The sequence below is a fragment of the Christiangramia aestuarii genome, assembly GCF_009735585.1.
Lineage (GTDB): Bacteria > Bacteroidota > Bacteroidia > Flavobacteriales > Flavobacteriaceae > Christiangramia > Christiangramia aestuarii.
Map to the genome: position 1 here is coordinate 15,151 of NZ_VJVW01000002.1, position 24,039 is coordinate 39,189.

21 protein-coding genes are annotated in these 24,039 nt (G+C 38.3%); 7 read left to right on the forward strand and 14 right to left on the reverse strand.

Annotation, left to right across the window (positions count from 1 at the left end; all coding sequences use genetic code 11):
- Positions 1 to 50 precede the first annotated feature (50 nt).
- Positions 51 to 653, forward strand: a complete 603-nt coding sequence (locus FLP08_RS04150; RefSeq protein ID WP_156274350.1) for an outer membrane beta-barrel protein — start codon at positions 51 to 53, stop codon at positions 651 to 653.
- A gap of 53 nt (positions 654 to 706) precedes the next feature.
- On the opposite strand, the gene recQ is transcribed toward FLP08_RS04150, so the two are convergent.
- Positions 707 to 2,902, reverse strand: coding sequence for a DNA helicase RecQ (gene recQ, locus FLP08_RS04155; protein WP_156274352.1), 2,196 nt, complete (start codon positions 2,900 to 2,902; stop codon positions 707 to 709).
- An 84-nt stretch (positions 2,903 to 2,986) separates the two neighbouring features.
- On the opposite strand from recQ, the gene FLP08_RS04160 reads away from it, so the two are divergent.
- Genes FLP08_RS04160 through FLP08_RS04170 form a run of 3 tightly spaced genes read left to right on the forward strand, consistent with a single transcriptional unit; the run spans position 2,987 to position 5,139 of the window.
- On the forward strand, positions 2,987 to 3,952 hold the full coding sequence (locus FLP08_RS04160; protein WP_156274354.1) for a KpsF/GutQ family sugar-phosphate isomerase: 966 nt from the start codon (positions 2,987 to 2,989) through the stop codon (positions 3,950 to 3,952).
- Positions 3,952 to 4,785 (forward strand): twin-arginine translocase subunit TatC, encoded by an 834-nt coding sequence (tatC, locus tag FLP08_RS04165; protein ID WP_156274356.1) that lies wholly within the window; start codon positions 3,952 to 3,954, stop codon positions 4,783 to 4,785. Before FLP08_RS04160 ends, tatC begins: the two co-directional genes overlap by 1 nt.
- Before the next feature lie 3 nt (positions 4,786 to 4,788).
- On the forward strand, positions 4,789 to 5,139 hold the full coding sequence (locus FLP08_RS04170; RefSeq protein WP_156274358.1) for a carboxymuconolactone decarboxylase family protein: 351 nt from the start codon (positions 4,789 to 4,791) through the stop codon (positions 5,137 to 5,139).
- Here the strand turns inward: FLP08_RS04170 and FLP08_RS04175 are convergent.
- Complete coding sequence (locus tag FLP08_RS04175) at positions 5,136 to 5,939, reverse strand: sulfotransferase (protein ID WP_156274360.1); 804 nt, start codon at positions 5,937 to 5,939, stop codon at positions 5,136 to 5,138. The genes FLP08_RS04170 and FLP08_RS04175 overlap by 4 nt on opposite strands.
- A gap of 77 nt (positions 5,940 to 6,016) precedes the next feature.
- Between FLP08_RS04175 and lptB the strand changes: the two genes are divergently transcribed.
- Together lptB and FLP08_RS04185 are read left to right on the forward strand one after the other, a co-directional pair.
- Positions 6,017 to 6,757, forward strand: a complete 741-nt coding sequence (gene lptB / locus FLP08_RS04180; RefSeq protein ID WP_156274362.1) for an LPS export ABC transporter ATP-binding protein — start codon at positions 6,017 to 6,019, stop codon at positions 6,755 to 6,757.
- A gap of 22 nt (positions 6,758 to 6,779) precedes the next feature.
- Positions 6,780 to 8,627, forward strand: coding sequence for an asparagine synthetase B family protein (locus tag FLP08_RS04185; protein ID WP_156274363.1), 1,848 nt, complete (start codon positions 6,780 to 6,782; stop codon positions 8,625 to 8,627).
- Here the strand turns inward: FLP08_RS04185 and FLP08_RS04190 are convergent.
- Complete coding sequence (locus tag FLP08_RS04190; protein ID WP_156274365.1) at positions 8,608 to 9,366, reverse strand: CDP-alcohol phosphatidyltransferase family protein; 759 nt, start codon at positions 9,364 to 9,366, stop codon at positions 8,608 to 8,610. The two genes, FLP08_RS04185 and FLP08_RS04190, sit on opposite strands and share 20 nt — an antisense overlap.
- 149 nt (positions 9,367 to 9,515) lie before the next feature.
- Here FLP08_RS04190 and lnt point away from each other — a divergent pair, with 149 nt between their 5' ends.
- Positions 9,516 to 11,111: an apolipoprotein N-acyltransferase gene (gene lnt / locus FLP08_RS04195; protein ID WP_156274367.1), complete on the forward strand. Its 1,596-nt coding sequence runs from the start codon at positions 9,516 to 9,518 to the stop codon at positions 11,109 to 11,111.
- A 35-nt stretch (positions 11,112 to 11,146) separates the two neighbouring features.
- Here the strand turns inward: lnt and FLP08_RS04200 are convergent, their stop codons facing one another.
- The 11 genes from FLP08_RS04200 to FLP08_RS04250 all read right to left on the reverse strand — a co-directional run bounded on the left by FLP08_RS04200 (position 11,147) and on the right by FLP08_RS04250 (position 23,991).
- A complete protein-coding gene (locus tag FLP08_RS04200; RefSeq protein WP_156274373.1) occupies positions 11,147 to 12,541 on the reverse strand; it encodes a sugar transferase in 1,395 nt (464 codons plus the stop codon).
- A 37-nt stretch (positions 12,542 to 12,578) separates the two neighbouring features.
- Positions 12,579 to 13,589 carry a glycosyltransferase family 4 protein gene (locus tag FLP08_RS04205; RefSeq protein ID WP_156274375.1) on the reverse strand — a complete coding sequence of 337 codons (1,011 nt, stop codon included), beginning with the start codon at positions 13,587 to 13,589 and terminating at the stop codon, positions 12,579 to 12,581.
- The gene (locus FLP08_RS04210) at positions 13,589 to 14,602 is read right to left on the reverse strand and encodes a glycosyltransferase family 4 protein (RefSeq protein ID WP_156274377.1); all 1,014 of its coding nucleotides are present in this window, start codon (positions 14,600 to 14,602) and stop codon (positions 13,589 to 13,591) included. The genes FLP08_RS04205 and FLP08_RS04210 overlap by 1 nt, the downstream gene beginning before the upstream one ends.
- Positions 14,556 to 15,803, reverse strand: coding sequence for an O-antigen ligase family protein (locus tag FLP08_RS04215; RefSeq protein WP_238388437.1), 1,248 nt, complete (start codon positions 15,801 to 15,803; stop codon positions 14,556 to 14,558). Before FLP08_RS04215 ends, FLP08_RS04210 begins: the two co-directional genes overlap by 47 nt.
- A 113-nt stretch (positions 15,804 to 15,916) precedes the next feature.
- Complete coding sequence (locus FLP08_RS04220; RefSeq protein WP_156274379.1) at positions 15,917 to 16,981, reverse strand: glycosyltransferase; 1,065 nt, start codon at positions 16,979 to 16,981, stop codon at positions 15,917 to 15,919.
- On the reverse strand, positions 16,978 to 18,087 hold the full coding sequence (locus FLP08_RS04225; protein WP_156274381.1) for a glycosyltransferase family 4 protein: 1,110 nt from the start codon (positions 18,085 to 18,087) through the stop codon (positions 16,978 to 16,980). Before FLP08_RS04225 ends, FLP08_RS04220 begins: the two co-directional genes overlap by 4 nt.
- 1 nt (position 18,088) lies before the next feature.
- Positions 18,089 to 18,889 carry a class I SAM-dependent methyltransferase gene (locus FLP08_RS04230; protein WP_156274383.1) on the reverse strand — a complete coding sequence of 267 codons (801 nt, stop codon included), beginning with the start codon at positions 18,887 to 18,889 and terminating at the stop codon, positions 18,089 to 18,091.
- On the reverse strand, positions 18,886 to 19,911 hold the full coding sequence (locus tag FLP08_RS04235) for a glycosyltransferase family 2 protein (protein WP_156274385.1): 1,026 nt from the start codon (positions 19,909 to 19,911) through the stop codon (positions 18,886 to 18,888). Before FLP08_RS04235 ends, FLP08_RS04230 begins: the two co-directional genes overlap by 4 nt.
- The gene (locus FLP08_RS04240) at positions 19,895 to 21,463 is read right to left on the reverse strand and encodes a glycosyltransferase family 2 protein (protein ID WP_156274387.1); all 1,569 of its coding nucleotides are present in this window, start codon (positions 21,461 to 21,463) and stop codon (positions 19,895 to 19,897) included. The genes FLP08_RS04235 and FLP08_RS04240 overlap by 17 nt, the downstream gene beginning before the upstream one ends.
- The gene (locus tag FLP08_RS04245) at positions 21,460 to 22,608 is read right to left on the reverse strand and encodes a glycosyltransferase family 4 protein (protein WP_156274389.1); all 1,149 of its coding nucleotides are present in this window, start codon (positions 22,606 to 22,608) and stop codon (positions 21,460 to 21,462) included. The genes FLP08_RS04240 and FLP08_RS04245 overlap by 4 nt, the downstream gene beginning before the upstream one ends.
- Positions 22,609 to 23,991 (reverse strand): glycosyltransferase family protein, encoded by a 1,383-nt coding sequence (locus FLP08_RS04250; protein ID WP_156274391.1) that lies wholly within the window; start codon positions 23,989 to 23,991, stop codon positions 22,609 to 22,611.
- Positions 23,992 to 24,039: the final 48 nt, after the last annotated feature.

Sequence of the window (24,039 nt, forward strand, 5' to 3'; positions counted from 1 at the left end):
AAACTTAGAACAAAGGGCGTTATATTAGCCGAACAATAAATATGAAAAACATGAAAAAGTTAATGTTGATAGCCTTTGTTTTTGCCGGAATGAGCCTTTCAGCTCAGAATGCCAGCTTCGGGCTTAAGGGTGGTTTGAATTTTGGTGCCACGGGAGAATACGAATCTGTTGGGGACGCTACAGGTGATTTCACCTCATCTTTTGAGGATGGAGAAAACAAGACCGGATTCCATGCAGGCCTTTTCGCCCAGTTCGAGCTATTAGGTATTTTTATCCAGCCCGAGCTAATGTATACGCAACTAAACACTGAATACTCCACTTTCGATTATACCCTGAATAAGATTGATGCTCCGGTTCTTTTAGGTGTAAATATCCTGGGACCGCTTAATATTAAGGCAGGACCATCATTTCAATACATTCTGGACAATAAAGCCGACGGTGCCGGAATAGAAATTGAAGAAGTGGAAAATGACATTACAGTTGGCTATCAGCTGGGAGCCGGGATCAACCTTGGCAGGCTGGCGTTCGATCTCAGGTATGAAGGAGCTTTTTCTGAAAATACCGCCTTCGGCCTCAATGAAACCGCAGCTGAAGAATTCACCCTGGATTCAAGACCTTCCCAATGGATCCTGAGTGTAGCTTATGCTTTATAAAGGAATAGATCATTGAATAAAGAAGCCCCCGCAATGCGAGGGCTTTTTTTATGTTAGTTTGCCACCTGGCTAATAAATTTGATCCGGTATAGTCTCAGCTCTTCATCGTCGTAATCTCCATCGAATTCTTCCATGGCCTCATCGATCTTATCGGTTTCGGCTTCGAGAAAATATTCATGAATTTCTTCCTGCTGGTCCTCGTCAAGGATATCATCCAGGTAATAATCAATATTCAATTTGGTTCCGCTATATACAATAGCTTCCATCTCTTTGATAAATTCAGACATTTCCATGCCCTTGGCCGAAGCAATATCCGGCAACGGCAATTTCCTGTCCACGCTTTGGATAATATAAAGTTTGAGTCCGCTATTGGCACCGGTAGATTTCACCACGAAATCATCTGGCCTCACGATATCGTTATCTTCCACATACTTTGAGATAAGCTCTACAAATTCCTTTCCGTATTTTTTGGCCTTTCCCTCTCCTACCCCGTGAATATTGCTCAGCTCTTCGATGGTCACCGGATATTTAAGGGCCATATCTTCTAAAGAAGGGTCCTGGAAGATCACAAAAGGAGGAAGGTCTTTTTTTTTGGCTACCTTCTTTCGCAATTCTTTAAGCATCTTGATTAGCTGTTCATCTGCGGCAGCGCCTTTCTTATTAGATTTAATAGTATCCTCGGTAGTATCATTATAGATATGATCCTCGGTCATCATAAAGGACTCGGGATTATTAATAAAATCCCGGCCTTTATCGGTTAATTTCACCACACCATAGGTTTCAATATCCTTGCGCAGGTAACCTGCAACCAGCGCCTGCCGGGCAAGGGCCATCCAGTAATTTGAATCCTGATGGCTGCCATTTCCAAAAAGCGGGTGCGCGTCTGTCTTGTGCGAAAGGATCACCGCGTTGGCTTTCCCTATAAGCGTTTTTACAATCTCCTTAGATTTATAGAGTTCATTGGTCTCTTTAACCGTTTTCAGCAGGAGTTCAAGGTCTTCCTTAGCTTCATGCTGCTTCTTCGGATTGCGTACATTATCATCCATGCTTGCACCCTCCCCGGTTTCAGAATCGAATTCCTCACCGAAATAGTGCAAAATGAATTTTCTCCTGGAGACCGAAGTCTCAGCATATGCTACGACTTCCTGCAAAAGAGCGTGCCCGATTTCCTGCTCGGCCACAGGCTTACCGCTCATGAACTTCTCCAGTTTCTCAATATCTTTATAAGAGTAGAATGCCAGGCAATGACCTTCTCCTCCATCCCTTCCGGCACGGCCGGTCTCTTGGTAATAACTTTCAATGCTTTTAGGAATATCGTGATGTATCACAAAACGCACATCGGGTTTATCTATTCCCATCCCGAAGGCGATGGTCGCCACTACCACATCAATATCTTCCATCAGGAACATATCCTGGTGCTTGGACCTTGTCTTGGCATCCAGCCCGGCATGATAAGGCACGGCCTTGATCCCGTTCACCTGCAGCGTTTGAGCAAGTTCCTCCACCTTCTTGCGGCTGAGACAATAGATGATCCCCGACTTACCATCATTTTGCTTCACAAAACGGGTAATATCAGCCTCGATATTCTTTGTCTTAGGCCTTACTTCGTAATACAAGTTAGGTCTGTTAAAACTGGCCTTAAAGGTCTTGGCCCCTGTTATCCCCAGGTTTTTCAAAATATCTTCCTGGACCTTGGGTGTCGCGGTAGCGGTAAGACCAATCACGGGAATATCGTCACCTATTCTTTTGAGAATATGCCGCAGATTCCTGTATTCGGGCCTGAAATCGTGTCCCCACTCACTAATACAGTGAGCTTCATCTACTGCCAGAAAAGATATGGTCTGATCTTTCAGGAAGTCTACGTAGTCTTCTTTGGTAAGAGATTCCGGAGCCACGTAAAGCAGTTTACAGATCCCGTTCCTGATGTCGCTTTTTACCTGGGCGACTTCGGTTTTATTAAGAGAGGAATTGAGAACATGGGCAACGCCATGCTCCGAGGAAATGCTGCGTATAGCATCTACCTGGTTTTTCATTAATGCGATAAGGGGCGATACTACAATTGCAGTACCGTCTGATATAAGTGCTGGGAGTTGGTAACATAGTGATTTACCTCCGCCAGTTGGCATTACCACGAATGTGTCGTTTCCTTTTACAATACTGGTAATTACTTCTTCCTGAAGCCCCTTAAACTGACTAAATCCAAAGTACCTCTTCAGTTCTTTGTGTAAATCAATTTCGGTCAAAGCCATTCAATTGTGTTACAATTTTACATACATTTGCATTACTAAATATACATATTTCTTTAGTACCTGCAATTCTTAATTTAATCTAATTTGAAACTTAGCGATCAAATCATTTCCTCTGCAAAAGAAACCATTTCCAACGAAGCAGAAGCCATTGCCAACCTCCAAAATTTCATAGACGAAGAATTCACCAAGGCGGTAGAAATCATTTACCGGTCTGAAGGTCGTGTGGTGGTTACGGGCATAGGAAAAAGCGCCATAATCGCTAACAAGATCGTAGCTACTTTGAACTCGACAGGCACTCCTTCTATATTTATGCATGCGGCCGACGCTATACACGGAGACCTTGGCATCGTTCAGGATAATGATGTGGTGATATGTATTTCAAAGAGCGGGAACAGCCCAGAGATCAAGGTTTTGGTACCCCTCATTAAAAATTTCAATAATACCCTGATTGGCCTCACCGCCAATAAAGAGTCTTTTCTTGGCCAGGAAGCAGATTATGTTTTGAACTGTTATGTAGAAAAAGAGGCCTGCCCTAACAATCTGGCCCCTACAACCAGTACCACGGCGCAAATGGTGATTGGAGATGCGCTGGCGGTTTGCCTTTTGAACCTGAAAGGCTTCAGCAGCAAGGATTTCGCCAAATATCATCCAGGAGGAGCTCTGGGTAAAAAACTTTATTTACGGGTAAGCGATATCACTTCACAGAATATGATTCCGCAGGTGAATCCAGAAACTGATGTTGCCAATGCGATCATCGAAATTTCTGAAAAGATGCTGGGAGTTACCGCAGTTTTGGAAAACGATAAAATCGTTGGTATTATTACCGATGGAGATATTCGAAGAATGCTTAAGGACCACTCAGAAATAAAAGGCCTGAAAGCGAAAGACATTATGAGCAAAAACCCCAAGACCATAGAACAGGATACCCTGGCCGTAGAGGCACTCGAAGTTCTGGAAAAGAACCAGATCTCGCAGCTACTGGCGGTAGAAAACGGGAAATATGCCGGTGTGGTTCATCTTCATAACCTAATTAGAGAAGGAATTATATAATGGAAAGAATTGCGCCCCAACAGGAACCCGGAGAAGAAATGTCCTTTCTGGACCATCTCGAAGAATTAAGATGGCATTTAATAAGATCGGTTCTGGCAGTAGTGATCGCCGGCACGATCGCTTTTTTATTCAAAAGTTTTATTTTCGACGTGCTGTTGTTTGGCCCCGCCAACGGAGATTTCTTTTCATACAGGGTCCTGTGTAAATTATCCGGATTCTTCGGCATAGATGGTGGATTCTGTAATACCGAAATGCCCTTCAGGATACAAAGTAGAACCATGGGCGGACAATTCTCGGCCCACGTCTGGACCTCCATAACCGCCGGTTTCATTATTGCTTTTCCTTATGTTATCTATGAATTCTGGAAGTTCGTAGCCCCGGCCATGCACAGCCATGAACGCAGGCACGCGAAAGGATTCATCTTTGTTACCTCGATATTGTTCTTTTTGGGGGTTTTGTTTGGTTACTACGTGGTTACACCGCTATCCATAAACTTCCTGGGGAAATATCAGGTAAGTGAAACGGTCTTTAATGACTTCGATCTGAGCAGTTATATAAGCCTGGTAAGAGCCTCAACGCTCGCCAGCGGACTTATCTTTGAGCTGCCCATCGTAATATATTTCCTTACAAAAGTTGGAGTCGTAACTCCTCAATTCTTAAAGACTTACAGAAAATATGCCCTGGTAATTGTTTTGATCCTGTCAGCAATTATAACCCCACCCGACATAGTAAGTCAGATTATTGTTGCTATACCCGTGCTGATCCTTTATGAGGTGAGTATCATCATTTCAAAGATCATGTACAGAAAAGAAGAAGAAAAATTAAAAAGTTAAGCTATGATCGATAAGGTAGACGAATTCAATTCGTACCGCGCAAAAATGAACGACAAGATATTGTCTGAAAATAACAAGGTTCTAAAACGTATCTTCAACCTTGATACAAATGCCTTTACTGAAGGTGCCCTGGATAAGAGAACCAAGGAACTTCTTGGACTGGTCGCATCTTTGGTGCTTAGGTGTGATGACTGTGTGAAATACCATTTAGAATCCAGCCATAGATCTGGAGTAAAGAGAGAAGAAGTTATGGAAACCCTGAGCATAGGAACGCTCATTGGAGGCACCATTGTGATCCCACATTTAAGAAGAGCTTTTGAATACTGGGAGGCGTTAGAGGGTTCTGAAAACTAATTGATGTAACCTAGTTTTTTCCTAAATTTCTTTGATCCAAGTTCAATCCCTTTTCTATGAAGATAAGGGATTTTTTTTCTTGAAATTGGATTGAATTTTTCAGTTCTTTTTTTAGTATCCCAAATGCCTTTACCCCCTGTTTCTTCTTTGTGGAAGGATGTATTTATAACAGAAATTTCATCAATTTGATTTTTAAAATCCTGTACGGTTATCGACGAATTAAAGATTTCTAATATTTTTCCAAGTTCTTCATTATTTCGCCTTACAACATCTTCATATTTAATTACATAATAATCTTCAATATTCTTAGGAATTGTTTTCATAAACTGATTGGAATAATTTTTACTATAATAGTACGAGTATAAACCCGTCTTATATCCAATTTTTTTAATATAGTTTTTGAAACCAGATTTATGATAAAATCGCATTCCTTTAAATATCGAAACTAGAGTATCTCTTGGGTCTCTAAACATTAATATATGGTACTCATTAGGAAAAACCAGCTTTAAATATTCGACCCCGACCTGGTTTGTATCTTTGATTAAAAGGTAATCAGCTGAAAAGCTATCTGCAATTGTTTCTCGCATATTATCAATAAAAAGTGAATCCATAAATTTCAATGCTGACTTATTAAGATTCAATTTTTTTCTCAGGTCATAATAAGAATTTAAAAAAAGGGAAAGCCTGGTTTCGGCATGGGAATGAGGAATCACCTCGCAATTTGACGCTATTTTTAAAACCTGGGCAATAAAGTTATGCCCTGTTCTTGGAGAATATGAATTTAAAAAGATTATTTTCATTAATTCTATAATTCTATCTTTGGAAACTATTTAAGTCGTGAAAATACGATTTTAAGATTTTATGCTAAATATTTCATATGAAGTTACGTGCTGAAAAACTTGTAAAAACCTATAAAGGAAGGGATGTTGTTAAAGGAATTTCGGTAGAAGTGAACCAGGGAGAGATCGTTGGTCTGCTTGGGCCTAACGGAGCCGGAAAAACCACTTCCTTCTATATGATCGTAGGTTTGATCAAGCCTAATAGCGGAAATATCATCCTGGACAAGGTAAATATCACCAAATATCCAATGTATAAAAGAGCACAGCACGGTATTGGATATCTGGCCCAGGAAGCTTCGGTTTTCAGAAAACTGAGTATCGAAGACAACATTATGAGTGTCCTTGAACTTACCAAGCTTTCCAAAAAGGAAAGACAAATGAAAATGGAGTCACTTATCGAGGAGTTCGGTTTGAACCATATTCGTAAAAACCGGGGTGACCTATTAAGCGGTGGGGAAAGAAGAAGGACCGAGATCGCGCGGGCGCTGGCTACCGACCCTAAATTCATTCTCCTAGATGAACCATTCGCCGGGGTAGACCCTGTGGCCGTTGAAGATATTCAGCGAATCGTAGCCCAATTGAAGAATAAAAATATCGGTATCCTTATTACCGACCATAACGTTCAGGAGACCCTGGCTATTACAGACAGGACCTACCTGATGTTCGAAGGAAGTATCCTTAAACATGGAATTCCGGAAGAACTCGCCGAGGATGAAATGGTAAGAAAAGTATACCTTGGACAGAACTTCGAGTTGAGAAAGAAGAAGTTATTCAATTAACAATTTAACTATAGGGCTATAAATGAAATTCCTTTTCACCAATAAAGAAATTGACCATAGCCTATCGAAGGATTTTCAGAACCTCATTAAAGTAAAGCTCGGAAACTTCTCCGCTTTAATTAACGATACTGCTACTGTTAGCGAAAAAGATAATCTCATAGGTATAACAAATGGATACCTAAGAAATTATCATCACGAAGGTCTTGAGGACCAAAAAACCTCAGCCGAAAAACATGTATTTGAAAATTGGCCAGTAAAAAAAAATATTACGGGCAGTTTTTCTACTTTAATCTACGATACTTTATCCTCAGAAATTGTAGTTACATCAGACCTTTGTAATATTTACCCAATATATTATCTGAAAACAGAAGAGTACTTTTTTATTTCCAATAGCATAATTTTAATGGGCAGATACTCAAAAGCCCAACTGGATAAAACCGGAATTTTTCAAAGAGCTGTCGGCCCAAATTTCAGTAATATTGGTTCAAGAACCATTTTAGAAAATTGCAAAAGGTTATTGCCAGGTGAATGGCTTAAATTTTCTAGCCAGGGAGAAATCATCGAAAAGAAATATGACAATTCCTTATATTCAAATTTAGGATCTGTAAGCACGAAACCGAGTGATTTAAAAAAATACTGGGAACAATATAAAAAAGAGGTAAACTTGTGCCTTCAGGAATTCAAGCAAGTTAATATTGCCTTAAGCGGAGGAATAGATAGTCGTATTGCATTAGGGGCTATACCTATGGATCGCAAAATTTCAGCCAGAACTTTTGGAAACTCGAAAAATTATGAAAGTAAAATAGCTGAAAAACTAGCTAAAAGGAAAGGTGCTAAACATCAAACCTATTTTGATCCCAAACAGTATTTCCCAAAAAAATCTGTTTTGAAGGATTATATCCGGGAAACAGAATCTTTAAAATTGAATTCATGGTTGGAAATTTTAGAAAATATAGAAATAGAGAATAAAGAGCCTATATTACTCGGTGAATTATGTGAAGCTTTACCGGCAAGAAATATCAAGAAATTCAATTCCAGTAAATTCCGGAATAAGAACTTTTTTAAATATTATATCAAGAATGCCTCTTTTGATTTCACTCCATCGAATCCTGAAGATTTCAATAATTGGCAAAGTCAAAAGATAAAACGAATTATTTCCTGGCATGACGATAATTGGTTTAAAAAGTTAGGATTCGAAAAACATAAGAGTGAAATCATTGATGAGACCATCCAGGATACACACCAAATTTTGAAAAGGATTGAATCTCATAACTTACCATATATCGAACTATATGATGAATTATTTTCCTGGTTCACATTCACAAGAATGGAGCTCTCACGGCAGGTAAATATTTGCAATGAGAAATTCTATGCTTTCAGTCCTGGCATGTCCATTCAAATGTTGAGATTGACCTCAAACATTCATCCAAACGATAGGCTTTATTATAGATTCGCAAACAGGTTAATGAAGGAAATTCCTGATTTAAAGATGTTCTCAAAAGTTCCTACTAGCCAGATCCCCCTAATCCCTCAAGGTTCTCCGAATATTATTAAAATTCCCATTTGGGGACTAAGATCAAAAATCGATGATTATTTCGTTAAGCGCCTTATGAAAACTCAGGATCAGAATAAACGTTATAGGTTATTCAAATCTATCAACTGGGTCAAAGTTTATCAACAAAAAAATATGCTGAATAATATACAGGCATATTATTCCAGGAATCATCTTTCAAAATCCTATTTTGAAATCTACTATGACGTAGCCAAAAGACGAAAAGAACTTATTAATTGGCCATTTGCAAATATGGACATTATTAGCGGTGCCTCTCTAAACGTAGAATTAGATTTAATTAAGAACCCACCTGACTGAATCCTCTATTTGAAAGCATAGATAGAATTACATAAAACAATATTATAACCGGAATTGCAATAAACTTCAGGAATATCACCAGGATTATACAACTCAGTATAAAAAAGTACCTCATCTTATTTTCCTGGAAACCCCAGTCAGAAAACTTAAGGGCAAACAAGGGCAGTTCAGCATTCAGCAGATAACAGCTAACCAGGGTTAGACCTACCAGGAACCATTCATTCAATAAAAGTCCTGAGATAAAGGGACTGGGCTGGTAAGTAAGGATTAGAGGTAAACTCAGGATCAGCAAGGCGTTTGCCGGAGTAGGCAGCCCTATAAACGAATCTGTTTGTCTTTCATCTACGTTAAATTTGGCCAGTCTGTAGGCTGAAGCCAGGATGATGAGCAACCCTATCAAAGCAAATGGTTTTAACTGGACATCGAAAACCCCGGAATTCCAGTCGGTTCCCATGCCTCCCTCTGCAGGCAAGGCTTTGGTAAGCAATTGATACATCACGATCCCAGGAACCACACCGCTGGTTACTACATCTGCCAGGGAATCTAACTGAAGCCCTACTTCACTTTTCACGTCCAGCAATCTGGCGGCCAGGCCATCGAAGAAATCAAAAAAAATTCCCGCTGCTACAAAAATGGCGGCAAGGATGAGATTCCCTTTTACAGCAAAAATTACGGCCAGACTGCCGCTGAAAAGGTTCAACAGGGTAATGATATTTGGGATGTGTCGTTTTATGCCCATGGATGCTATCTTTTAAAAGTACTAATCTAGCATTTTGAAATGAATATCCTCCAAAAATTATGTTATTCCGGGTTCATCAACTGCTTTGCTAAAGTATTCCTAATGCCGGTTTACAGAAGTTTCCTATTTTTGGGCAGAGCCCAATTTTAATGAAAAATTTCTTACTTGCCTTAGTCTGCGGAATATTACTGGCTATTTCCTGGCCAACCTATGGATTCCCGCTTTTTATATCCTTTGGATTTGTCCCGCTACTTATCGCTGAATTTCGGATAAGAAATTATGCTCGTAGCCGTGTAAAGCTCAAGGTATTTGGCCTGGCCTACCTCAGCTTCTTTATCTGGAATCTTATCACTACCTACTGGGTTTCCTATTCCACCCTTTTCGGAGGTGTATTTGCAGTGGTAGTGAATTCGCTGTTAATGGCCCTGGTGTTCCTGCTCTACCATATTGTTGCTAAACGAACAGGATTTAGTGCGGCATCGGCATTCCTGGTAAGTATCTGGCTGGCATTCGAAAAACTTCATCTTAACTGGGAGTTCTCCTGGCCCTGGCTCAACTTGGGAAATGTCTTTTCGGAATATATCAGCTGGGTACAATGGTATGAATTTACCGGGACCTTTGGTGGAAGTCTTTGGATCTGGCTGGTCAATATAGCCATTTTTAAAGCGATACTGCAGTTCAGGGAATTCAGGGAAAAAGCCATTCTTTACCGTGCTGGTATTAAGATCTTACTTTTAATTGGTGTTCCCCTGGCCACTTCCCTTATAATGTATTACACCTATGAGGAAACCACCGAGAAGATAGATGTGGTCATCCTTCAGCCGAATATTAACCCCTATACCGAAAAATATAATACAACCGACAGCAGGATTGGTGCACTCCTACTGGAGCTGAGCCAGAATTCGGTAACCGACTCTACCGATCTGGTTATCGCCCCGGAAACTGTCTTCGCCGGTGGAACCCAGCTACGAAATTTTTATAATTCAGAGGCCGTATTCTTCGGAAACCAAATTACAAGATTAAATAAAGACCTGGGTTTTCTTGGAGGCATAAGCATGTATGATCGGTTCAGTGATGCTGAAAAGGTAAGAGAGCAAACGAACAGGATAGGACCCAATGACTGGTATGATGATTATAATTCAGCATTCCTGGTGAAAAAGTCAGTTGACAGCATTCAGCTATATCATAAATCGAAACTGGTAGTTGGTGTGGAGAATTTTCCTTATCAGAATGTGCTTAAACCTATACTCGGGGATGTGATGATCGACCTTGGAGGTACTGTCGCCATGAAAACGACCCAGGCAGACCGCGAAGTGTTATGGTTAAACGACAGTATAGGGACTGCTCCCATCATTTGTTATGAATCTGTTTATGGGGAGTATGTCACCGGTTACGTTAGGAATAAGGCAAGTTTCCTAAGTATCATCACCAACGATGCCTGGTGGGGAGATACTCAGGGCCACCAGCAGCATTTAAGCTACGCCAGGCTGAGAGCTGTTGAAACCAGGAGATATGTGGCCAGAAGTGCTAATACGGGTATTTCGGCCATTATAAACTCAAGGGGAGATATTGTAAAGAAACTTGGTTATGAAAAAAAAGGCACGATCAGCGGGAAAGTTGGCCTGAACGAGGGAAAAACCTTTTACGTAAAATATGGAGATTACCTGGCCCGGATAGCACAATTCCTGGCTTTGTTCATTTTCCTTTTTTCGGTGGTAAAGTTCAAACGAAAAAGACCATCCTAGATTTCATCATCCTGTCCTTAGAGTCGAAAATTAGTTTACTGCCCACGGAAAAAGATCACTGTGCTCAACGTTTTCAATAAAATGCTCAGGTCCAGGAAGATCCCACGATGTTTGATATAGTAAAGGTCATACTGAAGTTTTTCGAGGCTGTCGTCGTAGCAGTCTCCGTAATTTGCCATCACCTGCGCCCATCCCGTAAGTCCAGGTTTAATAATATGCCTGGTATCATAAAAGGGAATTAGCCGGGACAGATCCTTAACAAATACAGGCCTTTCTGGTCTGGGACCAATAAGACTCATTTCTCCCTTTAGAACATTATAGAACTGCGGAATTTCATCTATCCTGGCTCTACGAAGGAATCTGCCAAATTTAGTGACCCTATAATCATCCTTTTGGGCGTATTGTGGACCGGAAGCCTCAGCATCCCTAGTCATGGTTCGTAGTTTTACGATATTAAAGATCTTTCCGTTCTTCCCTACCCGCTCCTGAAAGTAAAATAAAGGACCCTTATTTGCAATCAAATTACCGACAATTACCAGCGGTAAAAATAATAAACCAAGCAGCATTCCTATTATCGAAACTATGATATCGAAGAACCTCAAAACAAAAAGATAGAATTTGTTCTGGTTGCTTCTGCTAAAGGGGAAGTATTTATAAAAATCCTTGTCTACATGCTGCACAGGTATCCTGCGAGTGATTTCCTCGTAGACCTGGGTATAATCCCGGATTGGGAAACCTCTTTTCAGCAATTCGTTCAGCTGATTATAAAGAGACAACATAAGTCCCTTCTGATAGGCACTTGCCACCACGACCTCGCTAATATGATTCCTTTTTATGGCGTCCTGCAGGTCCTCTACTTCAAACCTCAAAAGATCTTCCCGTTCAAATTCGGTTTTGAATTTCTGATCTGTATTGATATACCCCACGATCACGTAATTAGGATCAGTCTTTTGCAGGGATTCAGCAATAAGCTTAATATCAAAGGAATCTCCTACCACAAGCACCCTTTTATAAAATCTTGGGGATGAAATAAGGCTTATGTAAAGGGACCTCCAGACCAGTAAAGCTCCGGCAACAGAAAGAAAAAAGAACAGGATCTGAAGCCTGTTTTCCGGCAGACTCGGAGTAAAAACCGGGGTTAACATATAAAAAAGTACGGTAAGGCTTGTGGTAAGCAGGACATTCTTCAAAACACTGTCGAACCTGTCTGCTTTTTGCAGATCGTACAATTCAAAGATATTCGCAAAGAGATTCAGATAGATAATAAAAACGATAGTCCAGATCCAGTTACTGGTGTCAATTCTGAAGTAATCGAATTCAAAGATGATCCCAACCAGGCTTAAAGTTAGAAGTACAGAAATAATGTCAAAAATGCGCAGAAGGACTTTTCGTTCTGAGATCTCGAAATGAAACAGCGGCTTTTGAGACATTATAGGTTAGGTTTTCTCGCTGCTAAATATATAATTTTTAGCCTAGCAATTCTAACCATAGCGGCTTTACCTGCTCCCAGTCATAAGATTCAACCTTCTGCCTGGCATTCATACTTATGTTTTTTGCAAGTTCAGGGTTCTCAATCAGGGACTCTACAGCTTTTGCCATAGCAGCAGTGTCATGGGAATCAACCAGAAGTCCTGTTTTGCCGTCTTCAATAAGATAGGGTACTCCTCCTACATTTGTAGACACCACCGGAAGCCCCAGGGCCATTGCTTCTATAAGACTCACGGGTGTATTATCAACAGTGGTTGTATTGATAAAGATATCAAAGTTTTCAGATAGGTTTATCCAGTCCTGCTTACTCAATTTTCCGGTAAAACTTACCGGGAGTTTTTTTTCGGAAACCATTTTTTTCAATTCAGACAGGCTGCCATCCTTATCGGGCCCTACCATGCAAAGCTCAATTTGGGGAAATTTCTGTTTCAATATTTGGACCAGTTCGATGGCCATATGTGGATTATACACTTTATCAAAGGCACGTACCCACAGAATTTTAGGTTTTAACCCATCCCTTTGTGTGAATTTGTAATCTGAAATTTCGATTGAATTGGGGATTATCTGCATGTTGGAAAAACCGAACTTTTCAAGCTTGATCCTTAAAAATTCAGAAGGAACCACATTGGCCCGGGCATTACGAAAAATATCCAGAATGGCCTTTGAGGACCTATTAAGCCTATCTTCCAGATTGCCCCCATGAAGAATAAAAACATAAGGAATGAATAATGCTTTACAGAGATATCCACAGGAAACCGCATACCAGAAATTGGTGGTACTATAGGTATCTATTAAGACCAGGTCTTTGGACTTTGCATTTTTAATTACGGCAAAAAGCATATGTAATAATCTGATGAGCTTAGGTTTAAACGAAGAGACCGTCTTAAAATAGATTGGAGAAGAATTCAAGGCTTTGGGTAAAGTATCGATGCTGGTTGGAGCAGCACCGTGCTTTTCCAGTTTATTTCCTATATATAAAATTCGCCTCATCAATTAAGTACGCTGTTCCATTCATCCTTCACCAACTCCCAATCGAATTTTTCAACTTTCTCACGGGCATTTTTACAGATCATCTGCGCTGTACCGGGGTTTTGGATCATTCTTATAATTTCATTCGCCATCTTCTCGTCTGCCTTCTCAGGAACAAGTAATCCATCTTTCCCATTATTGATCAGCATCGGCATGCCTCCAACATTGGTACTTACGATCAGCAAGCCCAGGCTCATGGCTTCGATAACGCTTATGGGTGTATTATCGACAGAGGTGGTATTGATAAAAAAATCATAATTCCTGGAAAGCTCTGCCCAGTGCTTTTTTCTAAGTTTTCCCGTAAAACGAACCTCCAGATCCATTTTTTTCGCCAGTCTTTTACAGACTGCCAATGTTCCATCTTTTTCGGGCCCCACCATACATAAACTGGCTTCAGGGTATGATTGCTTCAATGTTTGAAGAACCCTTAAGGCCATTACCGGATTATATCTTTTTTGGAAACGCCTTACCCAAAGCAATTTTGGCCTAAAATTATGCCTCTGTTCAAAAGGGTAATTTTTTGATTTTATCGCATTGGGAATAATTTTGGTATTCTCAAAACCATAAGATTGGAACACATCATAAAGAAATCTGGAAGGTGCTATATTTACTTTAGAATTGCCGAATAAGCTTTGACTTAGCTTTTTTGAGTTTTCCAGCCGCTCAGGTAAATTTCCCCCATGTAAAATAGGTATATAAGGCAAATCGAACAGGCTGCAGGCCTTTCCCACCAGGTAGGCATAATAGAAATTCATGGCTCCATAAGTATCGATAAGAACTAGATCAGTTGTATCCCTATACCTGGCTATCAATCCCAGCATTTCGGCCAGACGTAACGCCTTATTGCTTCTAGTAGATGCCGTTTTAACCGGATAACCTTCCTTTCTTAGCATTTTACTAAAAAAGGAGATATAGGTTACGGTAAAACTATCTACCTGCAAGTCGTTTCCTATGTACAGGATTCTTTTTTTCATCTACTATATATAATAAGGCTAATCCATAAATAAAGGCAGGTAGTGCAATACGCATTGCGGAATGATTAATGGTCATAAACCAAAATGCAACAAAGGCGAGAAAATAAAAGTTATTTTGAAATTTAAACCAAAAGACCACCGGTACAAATATAAGTATCGCAAGTGCAAAAACGCCTAATATTCCATGTTCAGATAATAAACGACTAATCTCATTATGAGTATTTATTTCTATACCCATGTTTTCTTCCCTATATTCTCTTCCTTTTCCAACACCAATTCCTGTAATAGGATTTTTATAGAAGGCTGTCAACTCAGTTTCAATTAGCTCAACTCTTCCAGTAGAAATATCTTCTTTTAGTTTACCAGCGGCATCCCGATTCGTATACCTATTTCCTATCAACCCCCCAGTTTCTAAGGAAGAAATGAACCATACTAAAGCGAAAATAACTGCCATTCCTATGATTCTTAGATTAGTCCCTTCAATTCTTTTTGCATCTTGTTTATAATAGAAGAAAATCAAAAAGCTAATGACACAGATAATTGCAGTTAGAACCCCTCCTCGTGAGAAGGTAATTACTGCTCTGTATCCCATTAAAATTAATAATATTATATCAACTAGATTAATCAACTTATGCCGAATGGTAAAAAGCCTGGTGCAGATAAGAAAACAGCCTAATCCAAATACTGTAGATATCTGATTTGGGCCAAATCCAGCAGTAGCAGCATAATTCCCAGAAAGGCTTATTCTAACAGAGTCCATACTGGGAGTGTAAAAATATAAATACGTCATTTGGGCAACTAAAGGCATAAGTAACATGAGTAAAACCCTTTGAAAATCCTCTTTCTTTATCTTTTTATAATAACAATACAATGCTGAAATTCCCAGGCAAACAGGACCGGTAATATTAAAGGCTACTAATTTTCTAAAATCTGCATCATAACTTAGGGTCATAGAGGCCACTACAACTCCGGGAAATAAGATCAAAAGATAGATCCAATAGGGAACTGTCTTGGAACTGGCCCCTTTGAAAAATAAACCAATTAATAGAAAAAGTATGACAGCATACTTTCCTGTCTCATAAAATATCACTGCGCTGGTTTGCCTGAAAAAAACCTCTCCCCCTGCTATATATGCGGCTGCCATTAAGGCTTCATTCCCCTTATTTTTTCTGTCAAGAATAACGAAAAGGAAAGATGCCATTATGCCTAATAGGATTAGCTTGGATAGTGAAGGCAGCAAATAAATAAGAAAGCCATAACCAAAATGAATTAGTAACATTTTGATATAAAATTGGTTATTTATTTTATCGCCTCTTAACATATCTCCCTGCAAAAAGATAAATACTTTGGAATCACAAACTCTTCCGAATATAATTGTTTTATTCTTGCTTGAAGGTTTTCAGAATCATCCTTTAATTTTATTGGATTTTGAATATAATCATTAATTGCTTTAGCTATTTCAACAGGGTTACTGGGATTAGTCAATATTCCGTAATCTCCAATAACATTTCTACATTCTCCTACATCTGTGCTAACTACTGCCAATCTAGCCATCCCATATTCAAGTAAAGCTAAAGGTAAACCTTCTGAAAATGAAGACAATATCCCTATATCGGCATGACATAGATAGGAAAAGATTTCTTTCTGCTCACCATACCAATAGACTGATGACATAGTCTTAATTGAACTTTTAATATCCTCTGAATATTGATCATTGTATTCTTTACCAAATAAATGCAGAGATATGCTATTACCTTCATTGGTTAAGATCTGAAAAGCCTCTAAAAGTGTTCGATGGTCTTTTTGTGCTCTCAAATTCGCAACGGATATGAGTTTAATTTCTGAATTCCCTTTGAGTTTGACAGGCATCTCATTGGATTCCTCCCTGATCTTTATAAAATTATTCAGGAAAATCACATTTTTAAATCTTAGCTTGTTTATCGCCCAGTCTCTTAATTTTTTATTTACCGAAATAATTCCGTCAAACTTAGTGGAGAAAAATTTCAGGAACCTGGTTTCCCTATTCTCCAAAAACTCGCTGTTTCCGTAATGATCATGCCAGATCAATTTGAATTTCGATCCAGAAATTTTACATAATACAGCAAAAAACCAAGAGGTCCCGTGGGCATGAAGAACATCTATTTTATTTTCCCTAATTATAATTCGTAATTTATTCAGTGCCAATAGGTCTAAGGTATTTTTCTTTCCTAGAAAATGAAACACCACTCCTTCCTGGATCTCATCTACCAGAATACCTTTATCCCTAGTTGCACAAATATGGGATTGCACTCCATATTGCAATAAGGAATTTGCATAATTCAAGGCAACTCGTTCAGCTCCTCCGGGATGCAAGGTATCTATAAGTTGAAGTATATTCATAAAAGCTTTTCAATTTCCCGATCAAATCCTTCCAGGGTATAACTTTGAGACCAGCTTTTCGATTTTTCAGACATAGATTGAAGTAATTCTGGCTTTTTTAACATACCTATAATTCTTCCTACAGCAGATTCGATATCCGGCTCAATTAATATTCCTCGTTCACCATAATCAAGCATCCAAGGTGTACAGGAAACTCCAGTGGTGATAGGGACACATCCAAAATACATGGCTTCTGCTATAGCTTTAGGCCAGCCTTCACTTTTAGAGGGCAAAATTGAGAAATGGGCAGACAAATAAGCCTTTTTAATTGTTTCCTGAGGTTGGTTGCCCTGCATTGTAACTATATCTTCCAGTTTATTTACATCAATATACTCCTCAAGAGAAACTTTCAAAATACCGTTACCATACATTTCCAATTCCACATCAAATCCTTTATTCTTTAAAGCCTTTATTAAATCCAAGGTGAAAAAAGGACGTTTCCCATCAACCAGTGAACCAACAAATACGAATTTAAAAGGTGGTCGAAATTCCTTTTGGATTTCTATTTTTTCATCTTCCGAGTAAGAAGCCGTAAAAAATGGTATAACATTACTACTTTGATTTTCCCATTCTCCATATGCAAGGACACGTGCATTGCGTGTTAAAAATGTGTTTGAAACAAGCCATTTCTGAAACTGGTAACTTCTCGGCTGTTCACTTTCCGGTGCCCAGTTCCCGGCATATTTGATAGTTTTCGGTTTAGATGGAAAAAAAATCTGGATCAAACATGCCATAAGTCCAATATTTCCGGGACACCTTATATGAATATGATCAGCTTTCTTCATTTCCAAGAATATTTCGCGGATAACCTTGAACGAATTGAGAACGCTCTTAGAAAATAATTTTTTATTCTTAAAATGTAGCCCAGGGATAGGTTTAAACCTTAAATTATCATGGGTGTAGGCTGAATCGATCGAGGCTGGATCTTTCTTAGAAACCGGACCTAAAACACATATTTCATCAAAATGAGAAATCCAGAGATTCATTTCTTTTACATAAGGAGCATAAGAATACAGTCTCCCCCGAAAACATTTATGCTCAGCATGGGTAAATATTGAAAATCTCATGCTATTGAATTTTTTTCTGCATTAACATGGTTAGGTGCATGCAACTATATAGATGAGCTTCAGAATGTCTGGACCTTTCCCAGTCGTGATTATGCCATTTTCTCCCGATTTCATTTTTCCTTTCCTCTGAAATTGGTAAAAAATTCAATAAAAAAATCCATTTAGATTTTCCGAAAACCGCTCTGCGATCTAAAATCTCGAATTCTTTATCATACTTATTGAATACCCGTTTGGTAAATGGCCATTCCCATTCCCTATCAGATTGAAATGGTCTGTATAAGGTACGGGCTAACTTTATTGGCAAACTTGTTTCAAGGGGATCATAACTTACGATTTTACCACCTGGCTTTAATTTCTCCTTTAATTTTAAAATTAATTCATCAGTATCCTTGAAATGGTGCAGGACACCATAAGCATATATTAGATCAAATTCCTTTTCTTTAAAGTCTTCAGAAAGAAAGTCTATAGCTTTTGCTTCGGCATTAGGTAATTTTGAAATTCGATTTTTTAGATTTTCAATGGCCGGTGCGCTAAGATCTATTCCTAGGTAGGAGCTAGAATGTTCTGCCAGGTAATAAGACAATGAGTTTCCTGCATAACACCCAAGATCTAAAACTTTTGAATTTGAAAGGTCTCCAAACCACTTTTTATGCAATTCATAAATCTGAGCTTCTGCCCCAATATTTTTTCTGATATTTCTGAAAAGACCATTTCTAACTGAGTACCAAATTTTGGTAGCCCTGTTCTTTTTGAAGTTCCTATAAAACTCCGCCTGCCTTTCGTTAACTGATTTCTTTGTCAAGATTTGGGTTTATCAGGTTCTGTAGGATTCCAAGCCAGCAATATCCAGTATTTCAATCTACCTATAGCATCCTTTCTGGCTTCTTTCTCGCCATCTAAAATATCATTTTTAAATCGAATTACCAGAAGTAAGAAAGTGATTAAATTCCACTTTATTATGTTATCTAATCCTGGATTTGGATTCTTTAATTTCCAAACATAATGACCATTTCTCACTACCATTTTTCCATATTTCATTTGGTCAGGCCTACCAGCTTCTTCATGAAAATGATAGCAACAGGCGGCAGTATTCAAATATAACTGACCTATTTTTGAGGCACGCAGACAAAAATCCATATCTTCATATAAACCATAACCTTCAAAATAAGTAGAGAACGCTATTTTTGAAAATAATTCCTTTCGGTATGAAGAAACTCCTCCCATAAAGAATTCTACCGAATAAATTTTGTCTGATGGAGGAAGAAATCCAGTTGAGAATCCATGAGAGAATTCAGGCATAAACCCTGGTGGTTGGTTAGGTAATAATCCAAGCCTTTTCCTTAATACATTTCGGCTTCCCAGATTTCGCACGAATCCATCTAATTTGAATTCATCAAATTTAATTTTATAATCAGGGGCAACTCTTCTCCATTCAGCCTCATCCAAGATCTTGCCGCCTACTGCTAGGGCATTGGGATAAATCTTATAAGTTCTAATTAATTGTTCGAAATATTCCTTTTTTAAGACAATATCGTCATCAAGAAAACAAACTACCTCAATATCCTCAGCAACTTTCGATATACCAAAATTCCTTTGCCTGGTTAATCCGCGGTCTTTATCTTCAACCCTTAAATATTCCGTATTTGCAAAACTGTTTTTTCGAAGTAGGTTATGTGTTCGATAGTCTTTTGAACCATCGATAATCAGAATTTGATCTGGATACAAACTTTGATCTACAACAGATTCTAATAATCTCTTGAGAGAATCTGCTCTATGGTAGGTGCAAATTATCAAAGCAAATTTTATCTCAATATTGCTTTCCATGAGATATTTTTGAATTTTTCCTATTTGATTTTAAAACTTCGGAAGCCATTTTTTCACTAATATTCCATCTTTCCCGCATACTCCGAAAATATTTAATTGGATTTGTAATTCTCTGGTTGCGGTAATACTTTAAGAAAAGTGCGGCTTTGTATCCCCTCAGCATTTCTTTGGAATAGTATTTCTTTACCAGAAGCATCATGGTTGGGGATGGCTTAGGGCCAATATTATCAGTTTTGGACTGAAAGTTTTGAACTTGCCTGAATCCACCAATATCTGCTTTTAGGTGCTTGATCTTTATATCCGGATGATATATTATATCGCAACCTTTAGACCTCAACTTTAAACCATAATCAATATCTTCACCAAAACCATGTTCCAGATTTTCTGAGAACCGGCACTGCAGCGCAAATTTACTTTTAACTATTGATGTTCCAGATCCAAAGGCTCCCCATTGTTTTATCTTATGAAAAATTGTTTCTCCTGCTGGCTGTAAGCAGTTCAGATTTAAAGCATTCACTTTAAGCCTTTGAATTTCATTCAGAGATTTTTCCAGTAGGTCTGATGAAAAGCGTATATCGTCATCTGCAAAAAAAATAAAATCCCCTTTAACCGATTTTAAAGCAAGATTCCGGGCATGACAGGCTCCCGTTCTATGAATAAACCGATGGATAATTTCGAAAGGCCATTCTTGATTTTTCAAATATGATAATTGGCTCTGTGTGGTTTCATCTGGATCCTGTTCCACCACTATAACCCTTAAGGGCTTAATTTGCTGGGCCTTGAGATCGACAAGCACATTCTTTAAATGTTCTGGCCTTCCCATGGTGGGAATTATTACATCTACTGAATAATCATTGCGCACACCTATTTTTTCTGGCAAAATTCCAGAAAGATCCACGTTTTCCTTAAAAAATGATTTATTCTTGAGATTGCTCAAAAATGACTTTATCGGTAATTTATTTTCATAGCGTTTATAACAAAAGAAAAGTACAAATAACCATTCTTTCTTGTAATGCTGTGCTACAAACCTGAAAGTGTCTGAGGTATTGGCTAAATATTTCAATTGACTTGACTTTCGGTTTTCAACCAGAGTTGGTTCACAATAACAGAAAAGAGAATTCTGTTGACCTGTTTTAGCTATTGAATTTAACAAATACCCTAAATTCTTAATTCCATCGAATAAGCTTTTAAACCTCAACGCAATTCTTCCATTTATACCACCTATATCTGTACTCATTCTCCAGGTTGGATACCTAACCGAATAATCGGGATTTATAAAAGGTAATTGATCTATATATCCAATTGTATCGGGTAAATATTGCGTTTCTAAAGGATAAGAAGCCATGATCAGATCATGACTGAAAATGGTTTTTAAACGATCAGAAATTTTCATGGAAATACTCCTATCTATCCAAATGATAAGCTCATCGGGATAAACAGCACATAATTCCCAAAATGCCTCTACAAGCTTCACAGAAGTAAGCTCGATCACTTTGTCCCCTTTTTCAGCTGAAATAAGCTCTTTCCCTTTTATATGATTCAGGTAGATCAAGAATTTACAGTCTTAATTATTTCTTTGTAAAAAGCAATATTCTGTCTGCTGACGATTTCAGAAGAAAACTTTTTTTCGACCCGTTTTCTCGCGTTCGATCCCATTTCTATTCTTAATTGAGGTTCTGATAATAATTTCAGAAGTTTATCTGCATATTCCTGATGCTTTTTTGGATAAACGGTATAACCAGTAACACCATTGACCATTACTTCTCCTGCCCAACCAATATCTGAGGTAACCAGTGCCTTTTGCAATGCCATGGCCTCGATCCAGGTCATTGGTAAAGCCTCCGCATAACTGGGAAGAGCTACCACTGTAGATTTTTCAATTTCCAGTTTAACCTCGTCGTAATCTATTGCGCCTTTGTAAATAAAATTCTTTTTGGCCAAATCAGATAGGCTATCTTTAAAAAGCTGCAGGGTTGAGCGATTTTCGAACACATCGATTACATCCCTCCCAATCATAAGCAGCTTTACCTCTGGTTTCCTTTCTACCACCTTATTGAAAATATGAGCAAGGTCTAAAACACCCTTTTTTCGGATTATAGTACCAAAATAAAGTATGCAATGAGAATCAGTTTCAATATCTGAAGGAGAAAACTTAGCGAGTTCTATGCTATTTGGGATAATTTGAAATTCTTTATCTATACCAAATATTTCATTTGTTCTATTAGCAGTGAATTTACTTACAGAGGCAAGTGCGTGGGCATTTACTAAAGCATTCTTTTCGAAGAACCTGTTCTTAAATTTTTGAGGTCTTCCCTCTATGTTGCAAAAATAGGCATCAGTTCCGTTTAAACGAATAACCAAAGGACAGCTTAAATTCATAAAAGCGGTTATTCCAGTCCAGTCTGTGGCTTCGATTAAATGAATTCCCTTTCTTTTTATAAGACTATTTAGTTGATTCTGAATATATTTTCTATAGAAGTACCATCCTCCAATTTTGTATTTTCGAAATTTCAGAAAGTAAAAGTCAATTCCGTTATCCTTAAACTCATCATCAACTTCCTGATTATAAACTACCACACTTACCTTAACTTCCTTTTTTACCAGGCCTTCCGCTAGATTTCGAATACTTGTACCTAGACCTCCGGAAGCATTCGTCTTTTCATGGGGATATTCGGGTGTAAGAAAAGCAATATGCATCTAAATTATCTCGTCTAATTGATGAACTATATTCTTTGAGGCATCTTTTGCATAACAGTTAATCTGTTGAAACCAACTCATCGCCATACCCAACCTCTCTTTATTAGTGTCTTCCAGGGCCTGTTGAATTATATCTCCAATCTCTTCTTTATTATTAATCCAGAAAACAGCATCTTCAGGGATGGTTTTAAAATGAATATAAGAATATATTTCCCTAATATCCTTTTTCTGATCTTTCAGTTCTAACAAATAATTGAGGTATGCACAAGGTTTTCCTTTTGTCGCAAAATCAAAAATCATTGAGGAGGCCACATTAATAACCATAAAACAGTGTTCAGCAATATTTGTTTGCAATGCCATGTCTTCCTTTTTTGGCATAGCCTGATTCCACGAATCACCATTGCCTGTCCAGTCTGGATCTATGGGAACTATAATTTCACTAAACTCTTGTAAAACCTTATCGTATCTGCCAGAAAAGTCTACAGGACAGCGCCTAAAAATGATCCCGATATTTTCTCCTTTTTTATTTAATTGATTTACTGCTTCGGCTACATCTCTTAAAAAACACTCATCATGAGGCGAGGTGGTGATATCATCCCCGGAAAAACAAAGATATTCCCAAGAAGAATCCAAGTTATATTTTGAGAAAAACGATTCTCTTGGTAAAACAACTGATTTTTTATAATGAATTTCAAATTGAGGAGTTCCGGTGATCTTAATTTGTTCTTGATTTATATAGGGATAATATCGCAGTAGTTCATCCCTCATATGCTCACTCCACACCAGGTAATAATCTGTATCTATCACCTTGGTAGCTTTAGGGAGGTTATCCCAAGAAAAAATAAAGCAGGATGTAGGAATTCCTAAGTCCTGGGCAGCTAAAACTGGTGAAATCGCATTCACTGGCCTTTGATTTGTACAGAAAATAGCATCAGGTTTTTCCTGACTCAATACCTCTTTACAGTGCTTGTAATATTTAGATTTCCTTTCAGAATTTTGTATTAGTGTTCTTAATTTACTCAGACCTTTTTCTCCCTTATATTTTTTAGTTAGAGAACTAACTACTAGACCTTTCAATATATTTTTCAAACTATTTTCAGAAGAAGAAAACTTATATTTCTTATATACAGGCTCATTGAACTTTTTCTCAAAATATTCCAACTCTACATTGATCTTAGCGCGTTTCAAAAGATCTGTCCAGGCCCTGGGTTTGGGTTTTAAACTGATCTCTTTAAAACCCAATTCATCTAACTTAAACCCGGTAGCGTTCCAATAGACCAACTCCCAACCTGCAGTTTTTACTTCTTCAGGAAAATTAGTGTAGACGAAATTTCGAAGACCGACTCCGTCAGGAATAATTACAAGAAGTTTTTTTGGTGTCAAATCAGGATAGGTTTACAGGACTTTCAAATATAGAAAACTGAAGGATTA

Bases quoted from the DNA above. Each gene is read 5' to 3' on its own strand.
- FLP08_RS04215 (WP_238388437.1), bottom strand. From the start codon at position 15,803: ATGGCATCTTTCCTTTTCGTTATTCTTGACAGAAAAAATAAGGGGAAT.
- FLP08_RS04175 (WP_156274360.1), bottom strand. From the start codon at position 5,939: ATGAAAATAATCTTTTTAAATTCATATTCTCCAAGAACAGGGCATAAC.
- lptB (WP_156274362.1), top strand. From the start codon at position 6,017: ATGAAGTTACGTGCTGAAAAACTTGTAAAAACCTATAAAGGAAGGGAT.
- lnt (WP_156274367.1), top strand. From the start codon at position 9,516: ATGAAAAATTTCTTACTTGCCTTAGTCTGCGGAATATTACTGGCTATT.
- FLP08_RS04190 (WP_156274365.1), bottom strand. From the start codon at position 9,366: ATGGGCATAAAACGACACATCCCAAATATCATTACCCTGTTGAACCTT.
- FLP08_RS04245 (WP_156274389.1), bottom strand. From the start codon at position 22,608: ATGCATATTGCTTTTCTTACACCCGAATATCCCCATGAAAAGACGAAT.
- FLP08_RS04210 (WP_156274377.1), bottom strand. From the start codon at position 14,602: ATGAAAAAAAGAATCCTGTACATAGGAAACGACTTGCAGGTAGATAGT.
- FLP08_RS04220 (WP_156274379.1), bottom strand. From the start codon at position 16,981: ATGAATATACTTCAACTTATAGATACCTTGCATCCCGGAGGAGCTGAA.
- FLP08_RS04235 (WP_156274385.1), bottom strand. From the start codon at position 19,911: ATGGAAAGCAATATTGAGATAAAATTTGCTTTGATAATTTGCACCTAC.
- FLP08_RS04225 (WP_156274381.1), bottom strand. From the start codon at position 18,087: ATGAGATTTTCAATATTTACCCATGCTGAGCATAAATGTTTTCGGGGG.
- FLP08_RS04170 (WP_156274358.1), top strand. From the start codon at position 4,789: ATGATCGATAAGGTAGACGAATTCAATTCGTACCGCGCAAAAATGAAC.
- FLP08_RS04150 (WP_156274350.1), top strand. From the start codon at position 51: ATGAAAAAGTTAATGTTGATAGCCTTTGTTTTTGCCGGAATGAGCCTT.
- FLP08_RS04185 (WP_156274363.1), top strand. From the start codon at position 6,780: ATGAAATTCCTTTTCACCAATAAAGAAATTGACCATAGCCTATCGAAG.
- FLP08_RS04205 (WP_156274375.1), bottom strand. From the start codon at position 13,589: ATGAGGCGAATTTTATATATAGGAAATAAACTGGAAAAGCACGGTGCT.
- FLP08_RS04200 (WP_156274373.1), bottom strand. From the start codon at position 12,541: ATGTCTCAAAAGCCGCTGTTTCATTTCGAGATCTCAGAACGAAAAGTC.
- recQ (WP_156274352.1), bottom strand. From the start codon at position 2,902: ATGGCTTTGACCGAAATTGATTTACACAAAGAACTGAAGAGGTACTTT.
- tatC (WP_156274356.1), top strand. From the start codon at position 3,952: ATGGAAAGAATTGCGCCCCAACAGGAACCCGGAGAAGAAATGTCCTTT.